General features: G+C 42.3%; 16 protein-coding genes. 8 read left to right on the forward strand and 8 right to left on the reverse strand.

What is annotated here, in order from left to right; genetic code table 11:
- Positions 1–95: 95 nt before the first annotated feature.
- The 5 genes from ACYVAA_RS02320 to ACYVAA_RS02340 all read right to left on the reverse strand — a co-directional run bounded on the left by ACYVAA_RS02320 (position 96) and on the right by ACYVAA_RS02340 (position 5,157).
- The gene (locus ACYVAA_RS02320) at positions 96–1,682 is read right to left on the reverse strand and encodes a toxin-antitoxin system YwqK family antitoxin (protein ID WP_460538418.1); all 1,587 of its coding nucleotides are present in this window, start codon (positions 1,680–1,682) and stop codon (positions 96–98) included.
- An 88-nt stretch (positions 1,683–1,770) separates the two neighbouring features.
- A complete protein-coding gene (locus ACYVAA_RS02325; protein WP_460538419.1) occupies positions 1,771–2,337 on the reverse strand; it encodes a hypothetical protein in 567 nt (188 codons plus the stop codon).
- Between the two features lie 6 nt (positions 2,338–2,343).
- On the reverse strand, positions 2,344–3,342 hold the full coding sequence (locus ACYVAA_RS02330; RefSeq protein ID WP_460538420.1) for a 3-oxoacyl-ACP synthase III family protein: 999 nt from the start codon (positions 3,340–3,342) through the stop codon (positions 2,344–2,346).
- A 129-nt stretch (positions 3,343–3,471) separates the two neighbouring features.
- Positions 3,472–4,170 (reverse strand): SOS response-associated peptidase, encoded by a 699-nt coding sequence (locus ACYVAA_RS02335; RefSeq protein ID WP_460538421.1) that lies wholly within the window; start codon positions 4,168–4,170, stop codon positions 3,472–3,474.
- Positions 4,171–4,197: 27 nt separating this feature from the next.
- Entirely contained in the window at positions 4,198–5,157 is a 960-nt protein-coding gene (locus ACYVAA_RS02340) for a YheT family hydrolase (protein ID WP_460538422.1), read from the reverse strand.
- 124 nt (positions 5,158–5,281) lie between these two features.
- Here ACYVAA_RS02340 and ACYVAA_RS02345 point away from each other — a divergent pair, with 124 nt between their 5' ends.
- Both ACYVAA_RS02345 and hslV read left to right on the forward strand, forming a co-directional pair.
- Positions 5,282–6,952 (forward strand): pyruvate dehydrogenase complex dihydrolipoamide acetyltransferase, encoded by a 1,671-nt coding sequence (locus ACYVAA_RS02345; protein ID WP_460538423.1) that lies wholly within the window; start codon positions 5,282–5,284, stop codon positions 6,950–6,952.
- Between the two features lie 128 nt (positions 6,953–7,080).
- A complete protein-coding gene (gene hslV / locus ACYVAA_RS02350) occupies positions 7,081–7,620 on the forward strand; it encodes an ATP-dependent protease subunit HslV (protein WP_460538424.1) in 540 nt (179 codons plus the stop codon).
- Positions 7,621–7,657: 37 nt separating this feature from the next.
- On the opposite strand, the gene ACYVAA_RS02355 is transcribed toward hslV, so the two are convergent.
- On the reverse strand, positions 7,658–10,387 hold the full coding sequence (locus tag ACYVAA_RS02355; RefSeq protein ID WP_460538425.1) for a tetratricopeptide repeat-containing hybrid sensor histidine kinase/response regulator: 2,730 nt from the start codon (positions 10,385–10,387) through the stop codon (positions 7,658–7,660).
- A 75-nt stretch (positions 10,388–10,462) separates the two neighbouring features.
- Positions 10,463–10,855 (reverse strand): Dabb family protein, encoded by a 393-nt coding sequence (locus tag ACYVAA_RS02360; protein ID WP_460538426.1) that lies wholly within the window; start codon positions 10,853–10,855, stop codon positions 10,463–10,465.
- 378 nt (positions 10,856–11,233) lie between these two features.
- Between ACYVAA_RS02360 and ACYVAA_RS02365 the strand changes: the two genes are divergently transcribed.
- The 5 genes from ACYVAA_RS02365 to ACYVAA_RS02385 all read left to right on the forward strand — a co-directional run bounded on the left by ACYVAA_RS02365 (position 11,234) and on the right by ACYVAA_RS02385 (position 16,129).
- Positions 11,234–12,220 (forward strand): aldo/keto reductase, encoded by a 987-nt coding sequence (locus tag ACYVAA_RS02365; RefSeq protein ID WP_460538427.1) that lies wholly within the window; start codon positions 11,234–11,236, stop codon positions 12,218–12,220.
- 49 nt (positions 12,221–12,269) lie between these two features.
- Positions 12,270–13,166 (forward strand): aldo/keto reductase, encoded by an 897-nt coding sequence (locus ACYVAA_RS02370; RefSeq protein WP_460538428.1) that lies wholly within the window; start codon positions 12,270–12,272, stop codon positions 13,164–13,166.
- Positions 13,167–13,309: 143 nt separating this feature from the next.
- The gene (locus tag ACYVAA_RS02375) at positions 13,310–13,675 is read left to right on the forward strand and encodes a hypothetical protein (RefSeq protein ID WP_460538429.1); all 366 of its coding nucleotides are present in this window, start codon (positions 13,310–13,312) and stop codon (positions 13,673–13,675) included.
- A gap of 134 nt (positions 13,676–13,809) precedes the next feature.
- Positions 13,810–15,456, forward strand: a complete 1,647-nt coding sequence (locus tag ACYVAA_RS02380) for a SulP family inorganic anion transporter (RefSeq protein ID WP_460538430.1) — start codon at positions 13,810–13,812, stop codon at positions 15,454–15,456.
- Between the two features lie 31 nt (positions 15,457–15,487).
- The gene (locus ACYVAA_RS02385) at positions 15,488–16,129 is read left to right on the forward strand and encodes a carbonic anhydrase (RefSeq protein ID WP_460538431.1); all 642 of its coding nucleotides are present in this window, start codon (positions 15,488–15,490) and stop codon (positions 16,127–16,129) included.
- A 45-nt stretch (positions 16,130–16,174) separates the two neighbouring features.
- Here the strand turns inward: ACYVAA_RS02385 and ACYVAA_RS02390 are convergent, their stop codons facing one another.
- The gene (locus tag ACYVAA_RS02390; RefSeq protein WP_460538432.1) at positions 16,175–16,528 is read right to left on the reverse strand and encodes a single-stranded DNA-binding protein; all 354 of its coding nucleotides are present in this window, start codon (positions 16,526–16,528) and stop codon (positions 16,175–16,177) included.
- Between the two features lie 205 nt (positions 16,529–16,733).
- On the opposite strand from ACYVAA_RS02390, the gene ACYVAA_RS02395 reads away from it, so the two are divergent.
- The gene (locus ACYVAA_RS02395; protein ID WP_460538433.1) at positions 16,734–17,105 is read left to right on the forward strand and encodes a hypothetical protein; all 372 of its coding nucleotides are present in this window, start codon (positions 16,734–16,736) and stop codon (positions 17,103–17,105) included.
- Positions 17,106–17,123: the final 18 nt, after the last annotated feature.

Consider the following 17,123-nt stretch of genomic DNA (forward strand, 5'->3'; position numbering starts at 1 on the left):
TAATAAATACCGGAGTTATACCATAAAAATGATGTGGTCGAGGGCTTACATAAAAAAACAAAGGCAGGTGATTAGTCTGCCTTTGAGTTCTTTCATTATTCAAAGTTTTGAAAGGGAAGATCTGATTGGGGAAGTTTGTCAGGGACGATTTCATCATCCTTGTAGGTGATGATCTCTGTCAGCTTGCCCGAACGGGAGTAGTAATTCCAACGACCTTCCTTTTCGCCATTCTCCATGGTTCCTTGAGAGGCTATTTTTCCGTTATCATGATAATACTTCCATTGTCCGTGCGGTTTGCCAAAGTGATAGTCGCCCTCGGATTCTTTTGTTCCATCAATATAATAAGTGATTCTACTGCCTTCACCATCTTTTAGGCTTCCTTTATCCAATGTGGCTGTACCGTCATAGGTATGGTATTCACTGATGTTCATCAGCCTGCCGTTGTTCCAGTGTTCTTCCTGGGTCAGTTGCTTATTGTCATAAAAAAGGCCCCAAGTGCCGTTTTCAAAACCGTAAAAATAACTGCCCACAGATTTCAGTTGTCCTCCATCATAATAGTAAAACCACTGCCCATGTTCAGACCCCAGTTGGTATTCGCCTTCTGCAATGAGGATTCCGATTTTATTAAAGTATTTCCAAAGACCGGATTTTACACCGTTTTTGTATTCGCCGATGGAGTAAAGCTGGCCGTCGGTGTAGTAGCTTTTCCAAAGTCCGGATTTTGAGCCTCCGCTGTATTGGCCCCTGACAGAGGGTGTTCCATCTTCATGGTTTTCGATGTATTCCCCTACAGGAACTCCCAGTTCATAGGTTTTTCTCTTGGAGAGGTTTTTATTGGGGAAGTACTCTTCCCAAGTTCCTACGGGAATATCATTTTCATACCGCTCCATTCTGGCCAATCTCCTGTTTTCATAGAAATACCGCCAAGTACCTGACTTGTTTCCTCGATCATCGTATTCCTTTTCTGATGCGATGATTTTAGTTTCGGGGAAGTAGGTAGTCCAATTTCCTATTTTGATCCCATTTTTATATTGTCCCGTCTGTTCTACTGTATTATTGTAGGAATATCGTTTGAAAGTACCATCGGGTTGCCCGTCGACATAGTTTACTTCGACGATCAACTGCCCTTCTCTGGAGTATTCCAGGTAGGCTCCGTGCAGGTTACCGTCTTTATAATGGCTTTTAATGGCCAATTGACCATTTTCATAGTAGGAAAGCCACTCTCCATCCAGCTTGCCGTCTTTGAAGGTGCCTTCTCTTTTTACTTTTTTACCAGGGTTGAATCCATAAACGGCAATTGAACTTCCGTAATACTCCTTGTATTCTCCAACGGCCACACTGTCTTTATATATAGCTTCCAAAATAAGGTAGCCCTCCTTATCATACTCCTTCAGGGAACCGTTGAGTTTGTGGTCCTTGTAATCGGCAATAATGTGGGGTTCTGAATTGCTGTGATAGGTGATCCATTTCCCGTCTTTTTTGCTGTCTTTTAGGTAGCCCTCTTCTAACAAGCGGTTGTTGTTGGGATCAGTAAGTTTCCACAAGCCGTTCATTTTGCCGTCAATAATTACCCCGGTGCCAACGATGCTTGAGTCGGCATTAAAGATTTTTGTTGTTTGTCCTTGTCCGAAAGCAAAGAGAGTGCTGGAGGAAATAAAAAACAATGCTAAAAGGTACTTCATGGGTTATTTACATTCTATAAAGGATACAGGAGTGGTAAACGATGCCACGCCATTCTTGTTTCTAAATTATAATTTATTCTTGAAAAAATCATTGGTTGTGGTGAAACTTCTTTAGAAGCCTCCATTCTTCCAACAGGGTGTTTCTAAGCTGTTCGGCCGATGAGGGGACCCTAAGGCTTTTGATCATTTGTAGGTGTTTTACTTTTCTTAAATGGGAGGAGAGCTGTTCAAAGGAATGTTCTGAAGTTTGCTGGTTATGAATGATGATGCTTTTATAGTCCCAAGGGGAGCCAGTAAGGCAAAGCTGGTATTCTGCTTTCAGGTAGTCTTGATAGCAGGATTGGGAAGGGAGTTTGGAAGCGCCATGATATACCATGATGTATAGACCGTGTCCCCACCAGTTGAGTATCCGGATATTGAAGCCTGTTTCCTTGTCAAAATTACGGACCAGGTCCAAAACCTGGTAAGGGCAATGTTGCAATTCATTGCCCTTACTGATTTTCTTTCCTTTGTGTTTCGTGTCAAAACCAGCAAGTTCTTGGTCAGAGATTTGGTTGGCAATATCAGAAAAGAGCGAGATGAATTCATCTTTAAGCTGATGGATTTCCTGAAAAAGCGCGTTGTTTAACAATAAGCCTGTGTTGATTTCTTTCATAAATGATTACCATCTTAACAATGCCGAGGCCCAGGAAAAGCCACTTCCAAAGGCGGCAAGGCAAATCAAGTCTCCTTCTTTGATCTTTCCCTGTTCCCAAGCTTCACTCAGGGCCAAGGGAATGGTCGCCGCGGTGGTGTTGCCATAATGCATGATGTTATTGAAAACTTTTTCGTCAGGCAGTTCAAACTTTTGCTGAATGTACTGGCTGATTCTAAGGTTGGCTTGATGTGGAACCAAAAGGTCCAGGTCGTCTTTGGTTTTTCCATTTGCTTCCAGGGCTTCTTGGATCACTTCCTGGAACCTGACCACGGCATGTTTGAAAACGACATTGCCGTTCATCTGCATTCTAAAGCTGGGATTGTCGATAATGTCCTGAGAGAGCCTCACCTCTCTGCTGCTGCCTGGGTCTTTGAGGTAGAGTTCTTCAGCATAGTCCCCGTCGGCATGAAGGTGGGTGGAAAGTATGCCCGATTCAGGATCTTCATTTGCCTGGATGATGGCGGCTCCGGCACCATCAGCAAAAATCACTGCATTGGAACGTCCTTCAGTGCTCTTATCCAAGGCACTGGATTGAATTTCAGCACCCACTAATAAGATGGTGTTATACATTCCTGATTTGATGAATTGATCTGCTACCGAAAGTCCGTAAAGAAAGCCTGAGCAGGCATTACGGATGTCGAGTGCACCAATTCCCTGAAGACCTAATTCTCTTTGGAGAAGGACACCGTTTCCAGGGGCAAAATAATCCGGAGTGCTGGTGGCGAAGATGATAAAATCAATGTCTTTCAAGTTGATCCCCGCTCTTTCTGCTGCCATTTTGGTCGCTTTGGTGGACATGTTGGCTACAGTGTCCACTCCGGGGGTAAACCATCTTCTTTCTCTTATTCCGGTTCGCTCCACAATCCACTCGTTGCTGGTGTCCATTATTTTAGTGAGGTCCTCATTGGTAATGATGTTTTCAGGGACATAGTGGCCGACACCGGTTATTTTTGATGTTTTCATGGGAGTATTTTTTTTGTCAGGTTTTTATTCTGACTTCTTTAAATCGGATAGGTTGAAAAGAAATGCAAATATGCACCATTTGGGCAAACTAAGCCAGTCAAGTCCGATTTCATCTGAAAAGAATAGGGCTCAGCCAAAGAGGGTATAGTTTCCAAACTGATCCATGGGACTGGTTCTCCGAATGATATATTCTGAGTCGATACTGGTTTTGTTGACCATTGGGGAAACGGTGTAGGAAGTCATTTTTTCGCTGGCAAAAGGAATTAAAATTTCCTGCAGCTGGCTGATGGGACTTACCTTATTAAGCCAGATATTTTCCTGTTCCTTGCTGAACATGACCGGCATTCTTTCTCCAATTTCTTTATTGATAGGATTTGATTCTGTGGTTAGGATCAAGAAAGTATGGTTGATTTCTCCATTATCACTTTCGTATTCCTCCCAGATTCCGGCGAAAGAAAAAATCCCCTTGTCACGCATGGTGAATCGGTAAGGAATTTTTGTTTTTTTTCCTATTTTCTTCCATCCATAGTAGCCGTCGGCTGGGATAATGCATCTTCTTCTCTGAAAGGCGGATTTGGAAGAGGCTTTAAGATGAGCTGTTTCGGCGGCTGCGTTGATGAATTTTTGTGAGACGGGTTTGTTCTTGGCAAAATCAGGTGTGATCCCCCAGTAAAAAAGGGAAAAGCCTTTCGGGCTATCGGAGGTGATAATGGGCAGCAACTGTGTAGGGGCTATATTGTACCTGGGATGGAAGTCGTCCAACATCTCTGCTTCAAACCGGTTTTCCAGTTCCTGTTTGGTCTTTCCTAAGGAGTATCGTTCACACATGATTAAACTTTGATAGGTTAATGTAAATTAATCATCGTAATCGATAAATTCAAATGCTCTTTTCTCAGACCAATAGATTTCTTTGCTCTTTCTGGGACTGAAACCTACATGTCCCCCGATTTCAGGAAATTCCATATAGATGTTTTCAAGCGAATGGCCCAGTTCATGGGGAAAACATTTGGGGCTGAGGAAAGGGTCATTTTGGGCATTAAGGACCAGGGTAGGGATTTGGATACCTTCCAGGAAATAGAGCGAGGAACACTTGTCATAATAATGGTTGGCATCGTTGAAGCCGTGCATGGGCCCGGTGTATCTATTGTCGAACTCTTTTAAAGTGCTGATTTTTTCCAGTCCATCGGTGGAGATATGGTCGGGAAAGCTCTGGGATTTAAGCCGGATTTTTTGTTTCAGGGTCCTTAAAAACCGCCTAGAGTAGATAATGTTTTCCCCGGTGGATATTTTAATGCAGCTGCTTTTTAGGTGGAGGGGGACCGAGATGGCCACCGCTTTTTTGATCTTGTTGCTGCGGTCTATGGATTCACCCAAATATTTCAGGGTCATATTGCCACCAAGGCTGAAGCCGATAAGGTAAATCTCGCTGTAATCTTTCTCTACATGACGGACCACATCGTCCAAATCATAAGTAGCTCCTGAGTGGTAGAAAAAAGGCTTTTTGTTCATTTCCCCGCTGCATCCCCGAAAGTTCCAGGCAAGGACATCGTAACCTTGGTAAAAAAAATGGTTGGCCATCCCGCACATATAGGGTCGGCGGCTATCGCCTTCCAGTCCATGGGAGATAATGACTATTTTCGAATTGTCGCCTTTCAGGAAATCCAGGTCCAAAAAGTCACCATCCTGTGTGTTAATACGTTCTCTCTCAAAGGGTAATGAAAAGGTTTTTCTGAAAAGTGCCGGGATGATAGTTTGAAGGTGCCCATTGAATAAAATGGCTGGTCCGCTGTAAGTTGTGTTTTTTATTAAAGGCATTTTGAGTTAATTCGAAACGTATTCATGATTTCCAGTTTTGAAATTACCATTATTAAATTTGAATATAGATATTTTAAGAACTATTTTTGACATGCTTAAAAATTGAATAGGATATAGAAAACTTATGGCCGAAGTAATAAGAATGCCCAAAATGAGCGACACCATGGAAGAAGGGGTGATCGCAGCTTGGTTGAAGAAAGTAGGAGACGAAGTAAAAGCCGGAGATATTCTGGCAGAAGTAGAAACCGACAAAGCTACCATGGAGCTGGAGTCTTATGATGAGGGGATATTGTTGCATATTGGTGTGGAAGAAAAAGACGCTGTGCCCGTGAATGGAGTTATTGCCATTATCGGTGAAAAAGGAGAGAATATTGACGACCTCTTGAAGGAAGTAAGCGATGGGGGAGATTCATCCTCTGCTGAACCGGAAAAGGAAGAAGCGAAAGAAAAGGAAGAAGCGAAAGAAGAAAAAGCCGAAAGCAGCAGCGAGCCTGCTGAAAAAATTGATACCTCAGACATCAATGCAACGGTGATCACCATGCCAAAGATGAGTGATACCATGCAGGAGGGAACCATCGCTACCTGGTTGAAAAAAGAAGGTGACGAGGTGAAGTCCGGTGACATTATCGCAGAGGTGGAAACCGATAAGGCTACCATGGAACTGGAGTCTTACGAGGACGGTGTATTATTGCATATTGGCGTACAGGCTGGTGATAGTGTTCCTGTGGATGGCGTGATTGCTGTGATAGGGGAGAAAGACGCAGATTACCAGACTTTGCTAAAAGCCCAAAAGCAAAAGTCAGCTCCTGCAGAAAAAACAGAGGCAAAAGAAGAGAAAAAGGCTGAAGCTCCTAAGGCGGAATCAAAGCCAGCTCCCAAAAAGGTAGATGCGGCACCTTCGACAGCTGCCAGCAGCACTGCTGACAACGGACGAGTGAAAGCTTCTCCCTTGGCCAAAAAATTGGCAGAAGAAAAAGGGGTAAACATCGCCTTGGTGAAAGGTTCCGGTGAAGGCGGAAGGATCATCAAAAGAGATGTGGAAAGCTTTGACCCTGCATCTGTTCAAGCAGCAGCCCAGGCTTCTGCTCCAGCTGCTACGGCTGCGATAGGTCAGGAATCATATAGAGAGGAGAAAGTCTCTCAGATGAGAAAGACCATTGCTAAGCGATTGGCTGAAAGTAAATTCTCTGCTCCTCATTTCTACTTGACCATGGAAATCAACATGGACAAAGCGATTGAGGCCAGAAAAAGTATGAATGAGATTGCTCCAGTAAAAATCTCCTTCAATGATATGGTGATCAAGGCTACTGCTGCCGCCCTGAGACAGCACCCCAAAGTGAATTCAAGCTGGTTGGGCGATAAGATCAGGTACAATGACCACGTGCATATCGGTATGGCAGTGGCAGTGGAAGAAGGGCTATTGGTTCCGGTGATCAGGTTTGCTGATGGCAAGAGCCTTTCTCAGATCTCTCAGGAAGCAAAATCTCTGGGAGGCAAGGCCAAAAACAAAGAATTGCAGCCTAAGGACTGGGAAGGAAATACGTTTACCATCTCCAATTTGGGAATGTTCGGTATCGAGGAATTTACGGCTATTGTAAATCCACCGGATGCCTGTATTCTTGCCGTCGGAGGCATTAAAGAAACTGTGGTGGTGAAAAACGGACAAATGCAGGTGGGTAATGTTATGAAAGTAACCCTTTCCTGTGACCACAGAGTAGTGGATGGGGCCGTGGGCTCCGCATTCCTGAAGACCTTGAAAGGTTTGTTGGAAGACCCGGTAAGAATCCTTATTTAATGAAAATAAGAGCCAGTTTATAAAACGGTGTCAACATATGTCAAAAAGTCCTGTTCAGTGTTTTCCTGACAGGACTTTTTCTTTTTGTACGGTTTTTGTCAACTTCGCTGTTAAACATTTGAAATATTATGGAGAAATTAAAATCAACCACGGTCGTGGCGATTAAGCATAAAGGGGAAGTGGCCATCGGGGCCGATGGCCAGGCTACACTGGGAAATACAGTGGCCAAAAGTAGCGTCAATAAAATCAGGAAATTACAAGGAGGAAGGATAGTCACTGGCTTTGCAGGCTCCACCGCTGACGCTTTTACCCTTTTGGAAAAGTTTGAAGAAAAATTGGGGGCCTTTGGCAACAATATGAAGCGGGCAGCGGTAGAGCTTGCCAAGGAATGGAGAACTGACCGGATGTTGAGTAAGCTGGAGGCCATGATGATCGTTGCGGACGCGGAGGATGTGTTGATCATCTCAGGGACAGGGGATGTGATCGAGCCTGACCTGGAGATTGCCTCTATTGGTTCCGGAAGTATGTATGCCCAATCTGCGGCCAGGGCTTTGAAGAAATTTGCGCCTCAGTTATCGGCGGAGGAAATGGTGAAAGAAAGCCTGAACATCGCTGCGGATATATGTATTTACACCAACCACAACCTGATAATTGAAAAAGTGAAATAATGTGGGGTCAGCGGCACCTGATCCTGGAGGTTGGGTGCTATTGACTTACTTTTTGAGAGAGCCAGTGAATCAGGATTTTGGCAATTGTGGATTTGTTCATGGGTTTAGAGGTGTAATCATCCAGGCCTGCATTAAGACATTTTTGTCTTTCATTGTTCAAAATTCCGGCGGTAAGGGCTATGATAGGCGTGTGCCTTTCACTAGTCTTTTCCATTTTGCGGATAGACTTGGTGGCTTCGTATCCGTTTAATACAGGCATCTGAATATCCATAAAAATGAGGTCTATTGCGCGTTCCTTGTAGACATCAATGGCCTGTTTGCCATTATGCGCTTCTATGATTTTTGCATTAGGGATAAAGGACTTCAACAGTTTTTTGGTCAGGATCATGTTGACCTGATTGTCCTCTGCCACCAGAATGGTTGGTGAAATGGCCTTAAGTTCTTCCAGGTCTTCCTGAGGATTCAGGTATTCCTCGATTGTAGCGGAAGGTTCCTGATCATTGATCAATTTATTCATTACCTGGATGAAATCAGGCTTTTTAAAAGGTTTGATTAATGTGGCATTGATGAAGCTTGGTGTCTTGGACTCCGGTATGACCGCATTGTGCATCAAGATAATTTTGGTAGAAGAGTCTATCAAACGGTCTTTTACCAAAATTTTACGCAGTAATTTGCTTCCTGTAATTTCCTTTAAATCTTGATCGACCAGAATAAACTGATATTGGGTTCCTGTGAGAAGAAATTCATAGGCATGTTTTTCTCCAGTTGCATGGTCGCACTTTATTCCAAGGTAGTTCAGTTTTTTCTCTACAATCGATGCATGGCTGAGGTTATTATCAATCAGCAGGATTTTGATATCATTAAATCGTAGTTTGTCTTCTTGATCTTTTCGTTCTTCGAGGGTTTTAAAGTTTACCTCAAACCAAAAGGCACTTCCTTTACCGGGTTCACTTTTCACATAGATGTCACCTCCCATCATGTTTAGCAGTTTCTTGGAAATGGTCAGGCCTAGTCCGGTTCCGCCAAATCTACGGGTGGTGGAGGAGTCTTCTTGTGTAAAGGCGCTGAATATTTTTTGCTGGTTTTTGGGATTGATGCCGTTTCCAGTGTCTGATACCTTGAACCTCATTTTTGTAAAACCGTCAAGTTCATTGTTCAGACATTCTATTTTTAAGGTGATTTCCCCTTTGGAGGTGAATTTGACGGCATTGCTGAGCAGGTTGATCAGGATTTGCTTTATCCTTACCTGATCTGCCATCACCTTCTTGGGGATGCTTTCATCAATGTCCAATATCAGCTCCAGGTTTTTTTTGTGGGCTTGGTAAGCTACCAGGTTAATGGTTTCCATCCCCAAGTTATAAATGTCCGTTTCAGACAATTCGATTTCCAGTTTACCTGCTTCAATTTTTGAAAAGTCCAAAATATCATTGACAATCTCCATTAGGGATTTTGCAGATTGATTGATGAGTTTGGTGTATTGTTTTTGGCTTGCATCCAGAGGGGTTTGACTGAGCAGATCAGAGAAGCCAATCACCCCGTTTAAAGGGGTTCTTATTTCATGACTCATACTGGAGATAAAGTCTGATTTGGCTTTATTGGCGGCCTCTGCTTGCTGTTTGGATTTTCGGATTCTGTAAGTACTGAAGAGTACAATGGTGACGAGAACCAACATGATGATAAAGCCAGCCAGAAAAATATTGCGCCGAAAAATTTGCTGTTCCAGCTTTTCATTGATCAATTTTTCATTGAGCTCCATCTCTGAATTGATGGCATTGAGCCTTTGGTCAAAATCAATTTTCGCTTCCAGACGGCCCATGTTTTTGGAATTGATCTGGTTATTGAGGCTGTCCTTCAGAGTAGCATATTGCTTTTGATAATAAAGCGCCTCTTTCCAATTGTCCATCTTTTCATAAAACTCAGAATAAAGTTTATTTATTTCTACAAGATGTTCGCGATAATTATTGGTTTTGGTAATGTCGGCAGACTTGTCAAGGTATAGCTTGGCCTTATAGTTTTCGCCCAGGGCGAGATACAGATCGGCAAGCCTGATGGAGCAACTGATCAGTGTGGAGTACGATCGGTCCCTTTCCAGTATTTTGTAGGCCCTTAGGTAATTGGAAATCGCAGAGCTAGTGTCTCCCTGAGCTTTATGGATGTCTCCCAGAGTCCTTCTGGCAAAAGCTTCGAGGAAATTGTCCATGTTGTTGGAAAGAAAGGGAGTGATCAATTCCTTGGCCTTGTCATAATTTTGGAGTTCACATAATATGGAGGCCATGTTATTGATGGCTCTTCCGCTCATGGATTTGTCATCGAGGGCCAGGCTTTTTTTATAAGCTTCCTCAAAGTAATCAAAGGCCAGCTCCAATTGTCCTCCTCCCTGGCTGTAGATGGCTCCTATATTAAAGAAGGAGCGGACGGTCAGTCTGGGGTTATTCAGGTGGATAATACTCTGATGTCCTTTAAAAGCATAATCTATGGCTTTTACATAATCGTCCATCCGGTAATAGATCCATCCCAAGTTGATCATGCTTTCGGCTTCCCCTAAAGAATAATCGATCTTTTTGGATTGTTCTAGGGCGCGTAAGGAGTTGTACAGTGCATCGTTGATGTCACTTTCAATGTTCTTTGCAGACCAATTGTTCAAGCTGTCAATTTTTCCTTCCTGTGACAAGGAAAAGTGGGGAGAACTGATTTGGAAGCAAAACGCATTTATTCTGAGCATAAAGGCAAAAAAAATGAGGGGCAATATGAAAAGGGATTGCTTCATTGGTTTTGTTTAGAGGTAATTGCCTTATTTACAGCTACTAAATGCATGTGTTAAATAAAAATTCAGCTATTCAATTTAACTTAATTTTGCGTCATACACCTTAACTTTTTCCCATTTATCTTGATGTTGTTCGATAAATTCTTTGTGAATGGGAGCCACCTGATAACTGTTATGGTCGTCCAATGTGCTAAAATGGACGGTCAAAGCTACATGGAAAGTATGGTCCACCACCTCCCTTTTTTCTGTAGGTGCAGGAAGGCCAATATAAGCTTTCTCTATCGTGTCGATCGTTATGAGCTTTTCGCAGCCTTTGATAAAATCATGGATATCTTTTTCAGGGTCTTTTAGCCAAAAATAAACTTGATGGATCATATAGGATCGGGATTGGTTTGCACGGGTTTTGTTGGATAAAAATAAGCCTGCCCCAAACAGGGCAAGTCGGTTAAAGAATTTTCGTCTGTTATTCATAGCTTTTTTAAAGTTAATGATGTAAGAAAAACTTAATCTTCTTTAATGTTCAATGGTTTAAATAAGTTATAAAGGTTGCCCTTGGGGGGATGGTTAAACTGCTTTTGGGAAATAAATTCAATCCACCCCTCTTCCGTTTTTATCTCAGCAGGATTATCCCCATTTTTAAGTGTTGAACGGTCTATTTACAAAAATTCTTCGGGAATGGACATAAGAAATATTTCTCTTATAGAGCTTCTGTTGATTACCGAGGATTTATTGATAAATGACCAAATTTAGTGTTTCAATTCCATATTTTAATGGGTGAAACGCTTGTTGTAATAAGTAATTGTTGCTAAAGTATAAAAAAATAACAACTAAAAATAATATTTATTGAATATGAAATATAGGATTTTAGGGAAAACGGCCATGAGCGTGTCAGAGGTGAGTTTAGGGACCTGGCAAGTAGGAGGAGGATGGGGAGGTTCATTTGATAGAAAATCCGCATCAAGAATATTGAACACCGCCATCGATCAGGGAGTGAACTTCCTGGATACCGCGGATGTGTATGATGATGGACAAAGTGAAGCAGCGGTAGGAAGGTTACTCAAAGAAAGGTCTGGGGAGATCTTTGTGGCCAGTAAGTGTGGGAGGCAAATTCAGCCACATATAAATGAAGGGTATCAAGTAGAGGTCCTCAGGAACTATGTGGAGCAAAGCCTGAAAAACATGCAGCTGGAATGTCTCGACCTCATACAGCTCCATTGTCCTCCTACGGCAGTGTATAACCGGGATGAGCTCTTTGAACTTTTTGATCGACTGAAAGATGAAGGGAAAATAAAAAATATGGGCGTAAGTGTCGAAAAGGTGGAAGAGGCAAAGATGGCCATGAAGTACCCTAACGTAAGCACTGTGCAAATTATCTTCAATATGTTTAGGCAAAAACCATTGGAGGAGTTTTTTCCTATAGCAAAGGAGCATAATGTGGGCATTATTGCCAGAGTGCCTTTGGCAAGCGGGCTTTTATCCGGTAAGATGAGTTTGTCCAGTAGTTTTGATAAAAATGACCATAGATTTTTCAACAGGAATGGGGAAGCCTTTGACAAAGGAGAGACCTTTTCAGGGGTAGACTTCGAAAAGGGCCTGACAGCGGTGGAAGAACTCAAGTCTGTTTTTAAAGGGAACGAAACCTTGGCTTCATGGGCTTTGAGGTGGATATTAATGTTTGATCAAGTGGGAACGGTGATCCCAGGGGCGTCAAATGTCGACCAAGTAACTTCAAATGTCCGTGCGGGCAGCCTGCCTGCTATTACCAGAGAAAAGATGGAATTGGTCCAGGAGATTTATGAAAAAAGAATCAAGCCTGATGTACACCCCATGTGGTAGGAAGATTCAGGTAGAGTAGAGAGGTAAACCAATAAATGGAAATCCAGAAATGAACTATAATCAACTAGGAAAATCAGATCTGAAGGTAAGTGAGGTGTCATTCGGCTGCATGTCGTTAAAGGGCGAAAAGAGTCAAAACATAGCCTTGCTTCATAAGGCCATGGATATGGGCTTCAATTATTTTGATACGGCAGACCTATACGATGCAGGTGAAAATGAAAAAATTGTCGGAGAAGCATTTAAGGGGAAGCGTCAAGATATCGTTTTGGCCACCAAGGTAGGCAATGAAATGAGGGCAGATGGGAGTGGCTGGGACTGGAACCCGAGAAAGCAATATATTTTGACAGCAGTAGAAAAGAGCTTGAGCAGGCTGCAAACCGATTATATAGACCTTTATCAATTGCATGGAGGGACTATCGAGGATCCCATAGACGAGGTTATTGAAGCATTTGAAATCCTAAAACAACAAGGCAAAATCAGGGCCTATGGCCTTTCCAGCATACGTCCCAATGTGATCAGAGAATACCTTAAGAAGTCCAATATCGCCTCGGTAATGATGCAGTATAGCTTGCTGGACCGAAGGCCTGAGGAACACTGCTTGGATGAGTTGGCCAATAAAGGTGTGAGTGCCGTAGTTCGCGGGGCATATGCCAAAGGTTTGCTTTTGGACAAGCCCTTAAAGGAATATTTGGATTGGTCAGTAGGGCAAGTGGAAGAGGTAAGGGATATGCTCCAGCGTTTGGGGAATGATCTGAATGAAATCCGAGGTATGGCTCTTTCTTTTCCTTTGCGTCATTCTGCTGTGATATCTGTCGTTTCTGGCATCCGTACAGAGGAGCAATTACTTGAAACCGTTCAGGCCCTGTCCAAGGTGGATGATGTGAAAGAGAAGGTGGCCAAACTCATGGAGGTGTTACCTGTCAACTTCTATAAAGAACATCGATAAAAAAAAAACGAGGTAAAATATTGGGAATGAATTTGTTTGATATTAGGGAATTTTGAATTTGGGTTAGGGTTTTATGAAAAATTTTTAATAAGTGTCAAAAAACCGAATGTTTATATAGGTGCGTAATGGTTTTTTTTAAACTTTTGGTTAAATTTGCCGTAGGCCTTACAAGTGAAAAGTCGAAACAGTTGAAGGAAACATTTACATATAACCGCAAGCAAATAGCCGCCTTTTTTATGGTGATGTTTTGTCTGTTTGTTTTTGCACCCACGGCAACTGTCTTGATCGACAGTGATGTGGATGTGTCTATGTTTTATTCCATGGTGGAGGAAGAGGAAGAGAGTGCTGAAAATCATACACCGGCCAAAAAACACCTGATAAGGAAAGTAATCGATTGGAATATATTTTTGACCCTGTCCAATAAGGAAAATGAAATGGGGTATCATAGAGAAAAAGACTATGCTTTTGTCTTGAGGGATCAATTTTGCCCTCCTCCTGAACTGTCTTAATATTTTGTTGAATCCCGCCGGGTTTGCAGGTGGAATCCCTTGGAAGCAAATGTAGTGCATCGAGAAGAGGGAGTGCTTTGTGTTTGAACAAAGCATGCATAATCATCCTTAATATTTATTTAAAGACAAAATTTATGACAAAGAAGACAAATCTCTTTGCTAATTTAAAATCAGATCTCCCTTCGGGGTTGGTGGTTTTTCTTGTAGCGCTGCCGCTATGTTTAGGTATAGCTTTAGCTTCAGGAGCTCCGCTCTTTTCAGGAATCATTACGGGAATTGTGGGCGGAATTGTAGTGGGCTTCTTAAGCCAGTCCAATGTGAGTGTTTCCGGTCCAGCGGCCGGTTTGACCGCAATTGTAATTGTAGCTATTCAGGACCTTGGAGGGTTTGAAATATTTCTGGTGGCCGTGGTTTTATCCGGTTTGATACAGCTTATACTGGGTTTTCTCAAAGCAGGAAGTATCTCCAACTATATACCAAGTAATGTAATTACGGGGATGCTTGCGGGGATCGGTGTAATCATCTTCCTTAAGCAGATTCCTGTGGCTTTGGGATCAGATGCTGAGATAGGTTCCGGATTCGCAATTTTCACCGGTATTGCAGCTTCTTTCACTGGAGTTCAGATTGGGGTTATTGTGGTGACTGCCATTTCCCTTGGTATATTGATTGGATGGGAGAATATCCCGGCACTGAAAAAACTGAAATTACTTCCTGCAGCCCTGGTTGCAGTAATTGTAGGGGTTGTTATTAATGAAATTTTCCTGATGACTGGAAGTCCTTTGGCCATTGGTGAAGATTACCTAGTTAGCTTACCTGTACCGGAATCTGCAGAAGATTTTAAGAACCTAATTACCTTACCTCAGTTCTCGGCCATTTCCAATCCTGAAGTTTGGGTGGTAGCGATTACCATTGCCATTGTAGCGTCTATTGAGACCTTGCTCTGTATTGAAGCAGCTGATAGGATGGACCCAATGAAGCGGGTGACCAACACCAATATTGAACTTAAAGCACAGGGCGTAGGAAATATCGTGAGCGGTTTGATCGGTGGTTTGCCCATGACCTCTGTAGTGGTAAGAACAACTGCCAACGTGAATTCGGGGGCAAAGTCAAAAATGTCTGCTATCATCCATGGTGTGTTTTTGTTGATAAGTGTACTGAGCATTCCATTCCTGCTCAACAAAATTCCTTTGGCCACCTTGGCAGCCATTCTTTTGATGATTGGTTATAAATTGGCCAAGCCAGCGACTTTTAAGTATTTCTGGAATCAGGGTAAATACCAGTTTGTACCTTTTATCGCAACCCTTTCTGCTGTAGTGTTTTTGGATTTATTGAAAGGTGTGGCTTTAGGATTGGTCATCAGTGTTTTCTTTATCCTAAGAGGAAATGCGAAGAGAGTTTACTACTTTAACAAGGAAGGTTATAAGGACGGCGACGTTATCCATGTTGACCTGGCCCAAGAGGTTTCTTTCTTGAACAAAGCAGCCATCAAGCAAACGCTAAACCATATCCCCAAAGGAGCTAATGTGGTCATCGATGCTTCTGATACGGTATATGTGGCCCACGATGTTTTGGAGCTGATCAGGGAATTCAAGGATGTCCAAGCGCCAGAAAGAGAAATTACAGTGAAACTGGTAGGATTTAAGAAAGCTTATAACTTGGAGAACGATTTGGATGAACTGAACCACGTTTCCCTGGAACATAAGGAGATTTTGAATTATAGAAAAAAAGGGAAAACTTCACATCAAGAAGTGATCACAGAATTAATTAACGGAAAAAACTAAGTTTGATTTTATTAAAACTGTAAAAGTAACTATGAGAGCACACACTGCTGAAACGCAAGCAACAGTTACTCCAGCGAAAGCCCTGGAATTTCTTAAAGAAGGTAACCAAAGATTTGTAAGTAACCTTAAATACAACAGAAACCTGTTAGAGCAGGTAAACGATACCAAGGACGGACAATGGCCGTTTGCGATTGTTTTAAGTTGTATCGATAGTAGAACCTCAGCCGAACTGATTTTTGATCAGGGATTGGGAGATATTTTTAGTGCCAGGATTGCAGGGAATGTTCTCAATGAGGATATTTTGGGAAGTATGGAATTTGCCTGTAAGGTGGCAGGTTCAAAACTGATCGTGGTTTTGGGACACAGTAAATGTGGAGCCATCAAAGGAGCCGTCGGTGGAGTACAAATGGGAAATTTGACAGGTCTGCTAAGTAAAGTAAATCCTTCAATTGAAGAGGTGAAAAAAGAAATGCCGGACAAGCAGCCTTCTGATCCTGCTTTTGTAGAGGCTGTTTCCCATCATAATATCATCAATACGATGGATCATATCCTGGAAAGAAGCGAGGTGCTAAGAGAACTGTTTGAAAACGGAGAGATAGGTATTGCCGGTGGATACTACGATGTGGAGACAGGAGAAGTGGACTTTACCAAAGCAATATTGCACGATAAATAATGATTGATTTAACCAATAAAAAAAAGCCGCATTCGCGGCTTTTTTTTATGCTTCTGCTACTTTGTTTTTGTCACCCAATAAGACCACGTCATTGATCTGTATTTCCGTGATGTACTTTTTCGCCCCTTGTTTGTCAGTGTAAGTCCTGTTGATAAGTTTGCCCTCGATGGCGATCTCAGATCCTTTGTCGGTGTACTTATGGATGATCTCAGCGGTCTTTCCCCATGCCACCAGTTGGTGCCACGTAGTGTCTTCTACCCGCTCTCCTTTTGAGTTCTTGTAAATTTCATTGGTTGCCAGGCTCAGCCTTGCCAGGGAATTCCCGTTATCCAGAACTTTAAAATCTGCTTTGGCGCCTAAGCGTCCGATCAATTGTACTTTGTTTCTTAAGGTGTTCATGATAAAAACAGTTTAGTTAGAAATACTATGAAAAAGAAGCCCGTTTACCGGATCGTCTGATACAAAATTGGGTAAAGTCCCTCTCATGAGTCGGTTAATAAATGTTTCGTTCCGTTTGTAAGTGTTTGTAGTCGTTTGTAAACGTTTGATGTTTAAGAAGTTAATTTGTAAATTCCCTTAGTTTTTCATCTTAACCGTACTTTTTATGCTTTTAGAAAATAGAAATTGTTTGTACTGCGAAAGAGTGATTCAAGGGAGGTCGGATAAAAAATTCTGTGATGACCAATGTCGCAACAGCTATAATAATCAACTGAAAGCGGGCAGAAATAATTTGATCAGAAACATCAACAATGCCTTGAAGAAAAACCATAAAATCCTGGAAGCAGCCTTATCAACCATGGGGGATACTGTCAAGGTCTCCCGGGAAAAGTTGCTGATACAGGGATTTCAGTTCAAGTACCAGACGCATAAGTATATCAACAAAAAAGGGGATACTTATATCTATTGTTATGATTATGGATATCTTGAATTGGAAAGTGATTTGTTTTTAATTGTAAGGGAAAGGGGGGAAGCCTAATAGGGGGGAGTGTATTGC

It is taken from the genome of Echinicola sediminis, from assembly GCF_054777495.1.

Bases quoted from the DNA above. Each gene is read 5' to 3' on its own strand.
- ACYVAA_RS02320 (WP_460538418.1), bottom strand. From the start codon at position 1,682: ATGAAGTACCTTTTAGCATTGTTTTTTATTTCCTCCAGCACTCTCTTT.
- ACYVAA_RS02325 (WP_460538419.1), bottom strand. From the start codon at position 2,337: ATGAAAGAAATCAACACAGGCTTATTGTTAAACAACGCGCTTTTTCAG.
- ACYVAA_RS02330 (WP_460538420.1), bottom strand. From the start codon at position 3,342: ATGAAAACATCAAAAATAACCGGTGTCGGCCACTATGTCCCTGAAAAC.
- ACYVAA_RS02335 (WP_460538421.1), bottom strand. From the start codon at position 4,170: ATGTGTGAACGATACTCCTTAGGAAAGACCAAACAGGAACTGGAAAAC.
- ACYVAA_RS02340 (WP_460538422.1), bottom strand. From the start codon at position 5,157: ATGCCTTTAATAAAAAACACAACTTACAGCGGACCAGCCATTTTATTC.
- ACYVAA_RS02345 (WP_460538423.1), top strand. From the start codon at position 5,282: ATGGCCGAAGTAATAAGAATGCCCAAAATGAGCGACACCATGGAAGAA.
- hslV (WP_460538424.1), top strand. From the start codon at position 7,081: ATGGAGAAATTAAAATCAACCACGGTCGTGGCGATTAAGCATAAAGGG.
- ACYVAA_RS02355 (WP_460538425.1), bottom strand. From the start codon at position 10,387: ATGAAGCAATCCCTTTTCATATTGCCCCTCATTTTTTTTGCCTTTATG.
- ACYVAA_RS02360 (WP_460538426.1), bottom strand. From the start codon at position 10,855: ATGAATAACAGACGAAAATTCTTTAACCGACTTGCCCTGTTTGGGGCA.
- ACYVAA_RS02365 (WP_460538427.1), top strand. From the start codon at position 11,234: ATGAAATATAGGATTTTAGGGAAAACGGCCATGAGCGTGTCAGAGGTG.
- ACYVAA_RS02370 (WP_460538428.1), top strand. From the start codon at position 12,270: ATGAACTATAATCAACTAGGAAAATCAGATCTGAAGGTAAGTGAGGTG.
- ACYVAA_RS02380 (WP_460538430.1), top strand. From the start codon at position 13,810: ATGACAAAGAAGACAAATCTCTTTGCTAATTTAAAATCAGATCTCCCT.
- ACYVAA_RS02385 (WP_460538431.1), top strand. From the start codon at position 15,488: ATGAGAGCACACACTGCTGAAACGCAAGCAACAGTTACTCCAGCGAAA.
- ACYVAA_RS02390 (WP_460538432.1), bottom strand. From the start codon at position 16,528: ATGAACACCTTAAGAAACAAAGTACAATTGATCGGACGCTTAGGCGCC.
- ACYVAA_RS02395 (WP_460538433.1), top strand. From the start codon at position 16,734: ATGCTTTTAGAAAATAGAAATTGTTTGTACTGCGAAAGAGTGATTCAA.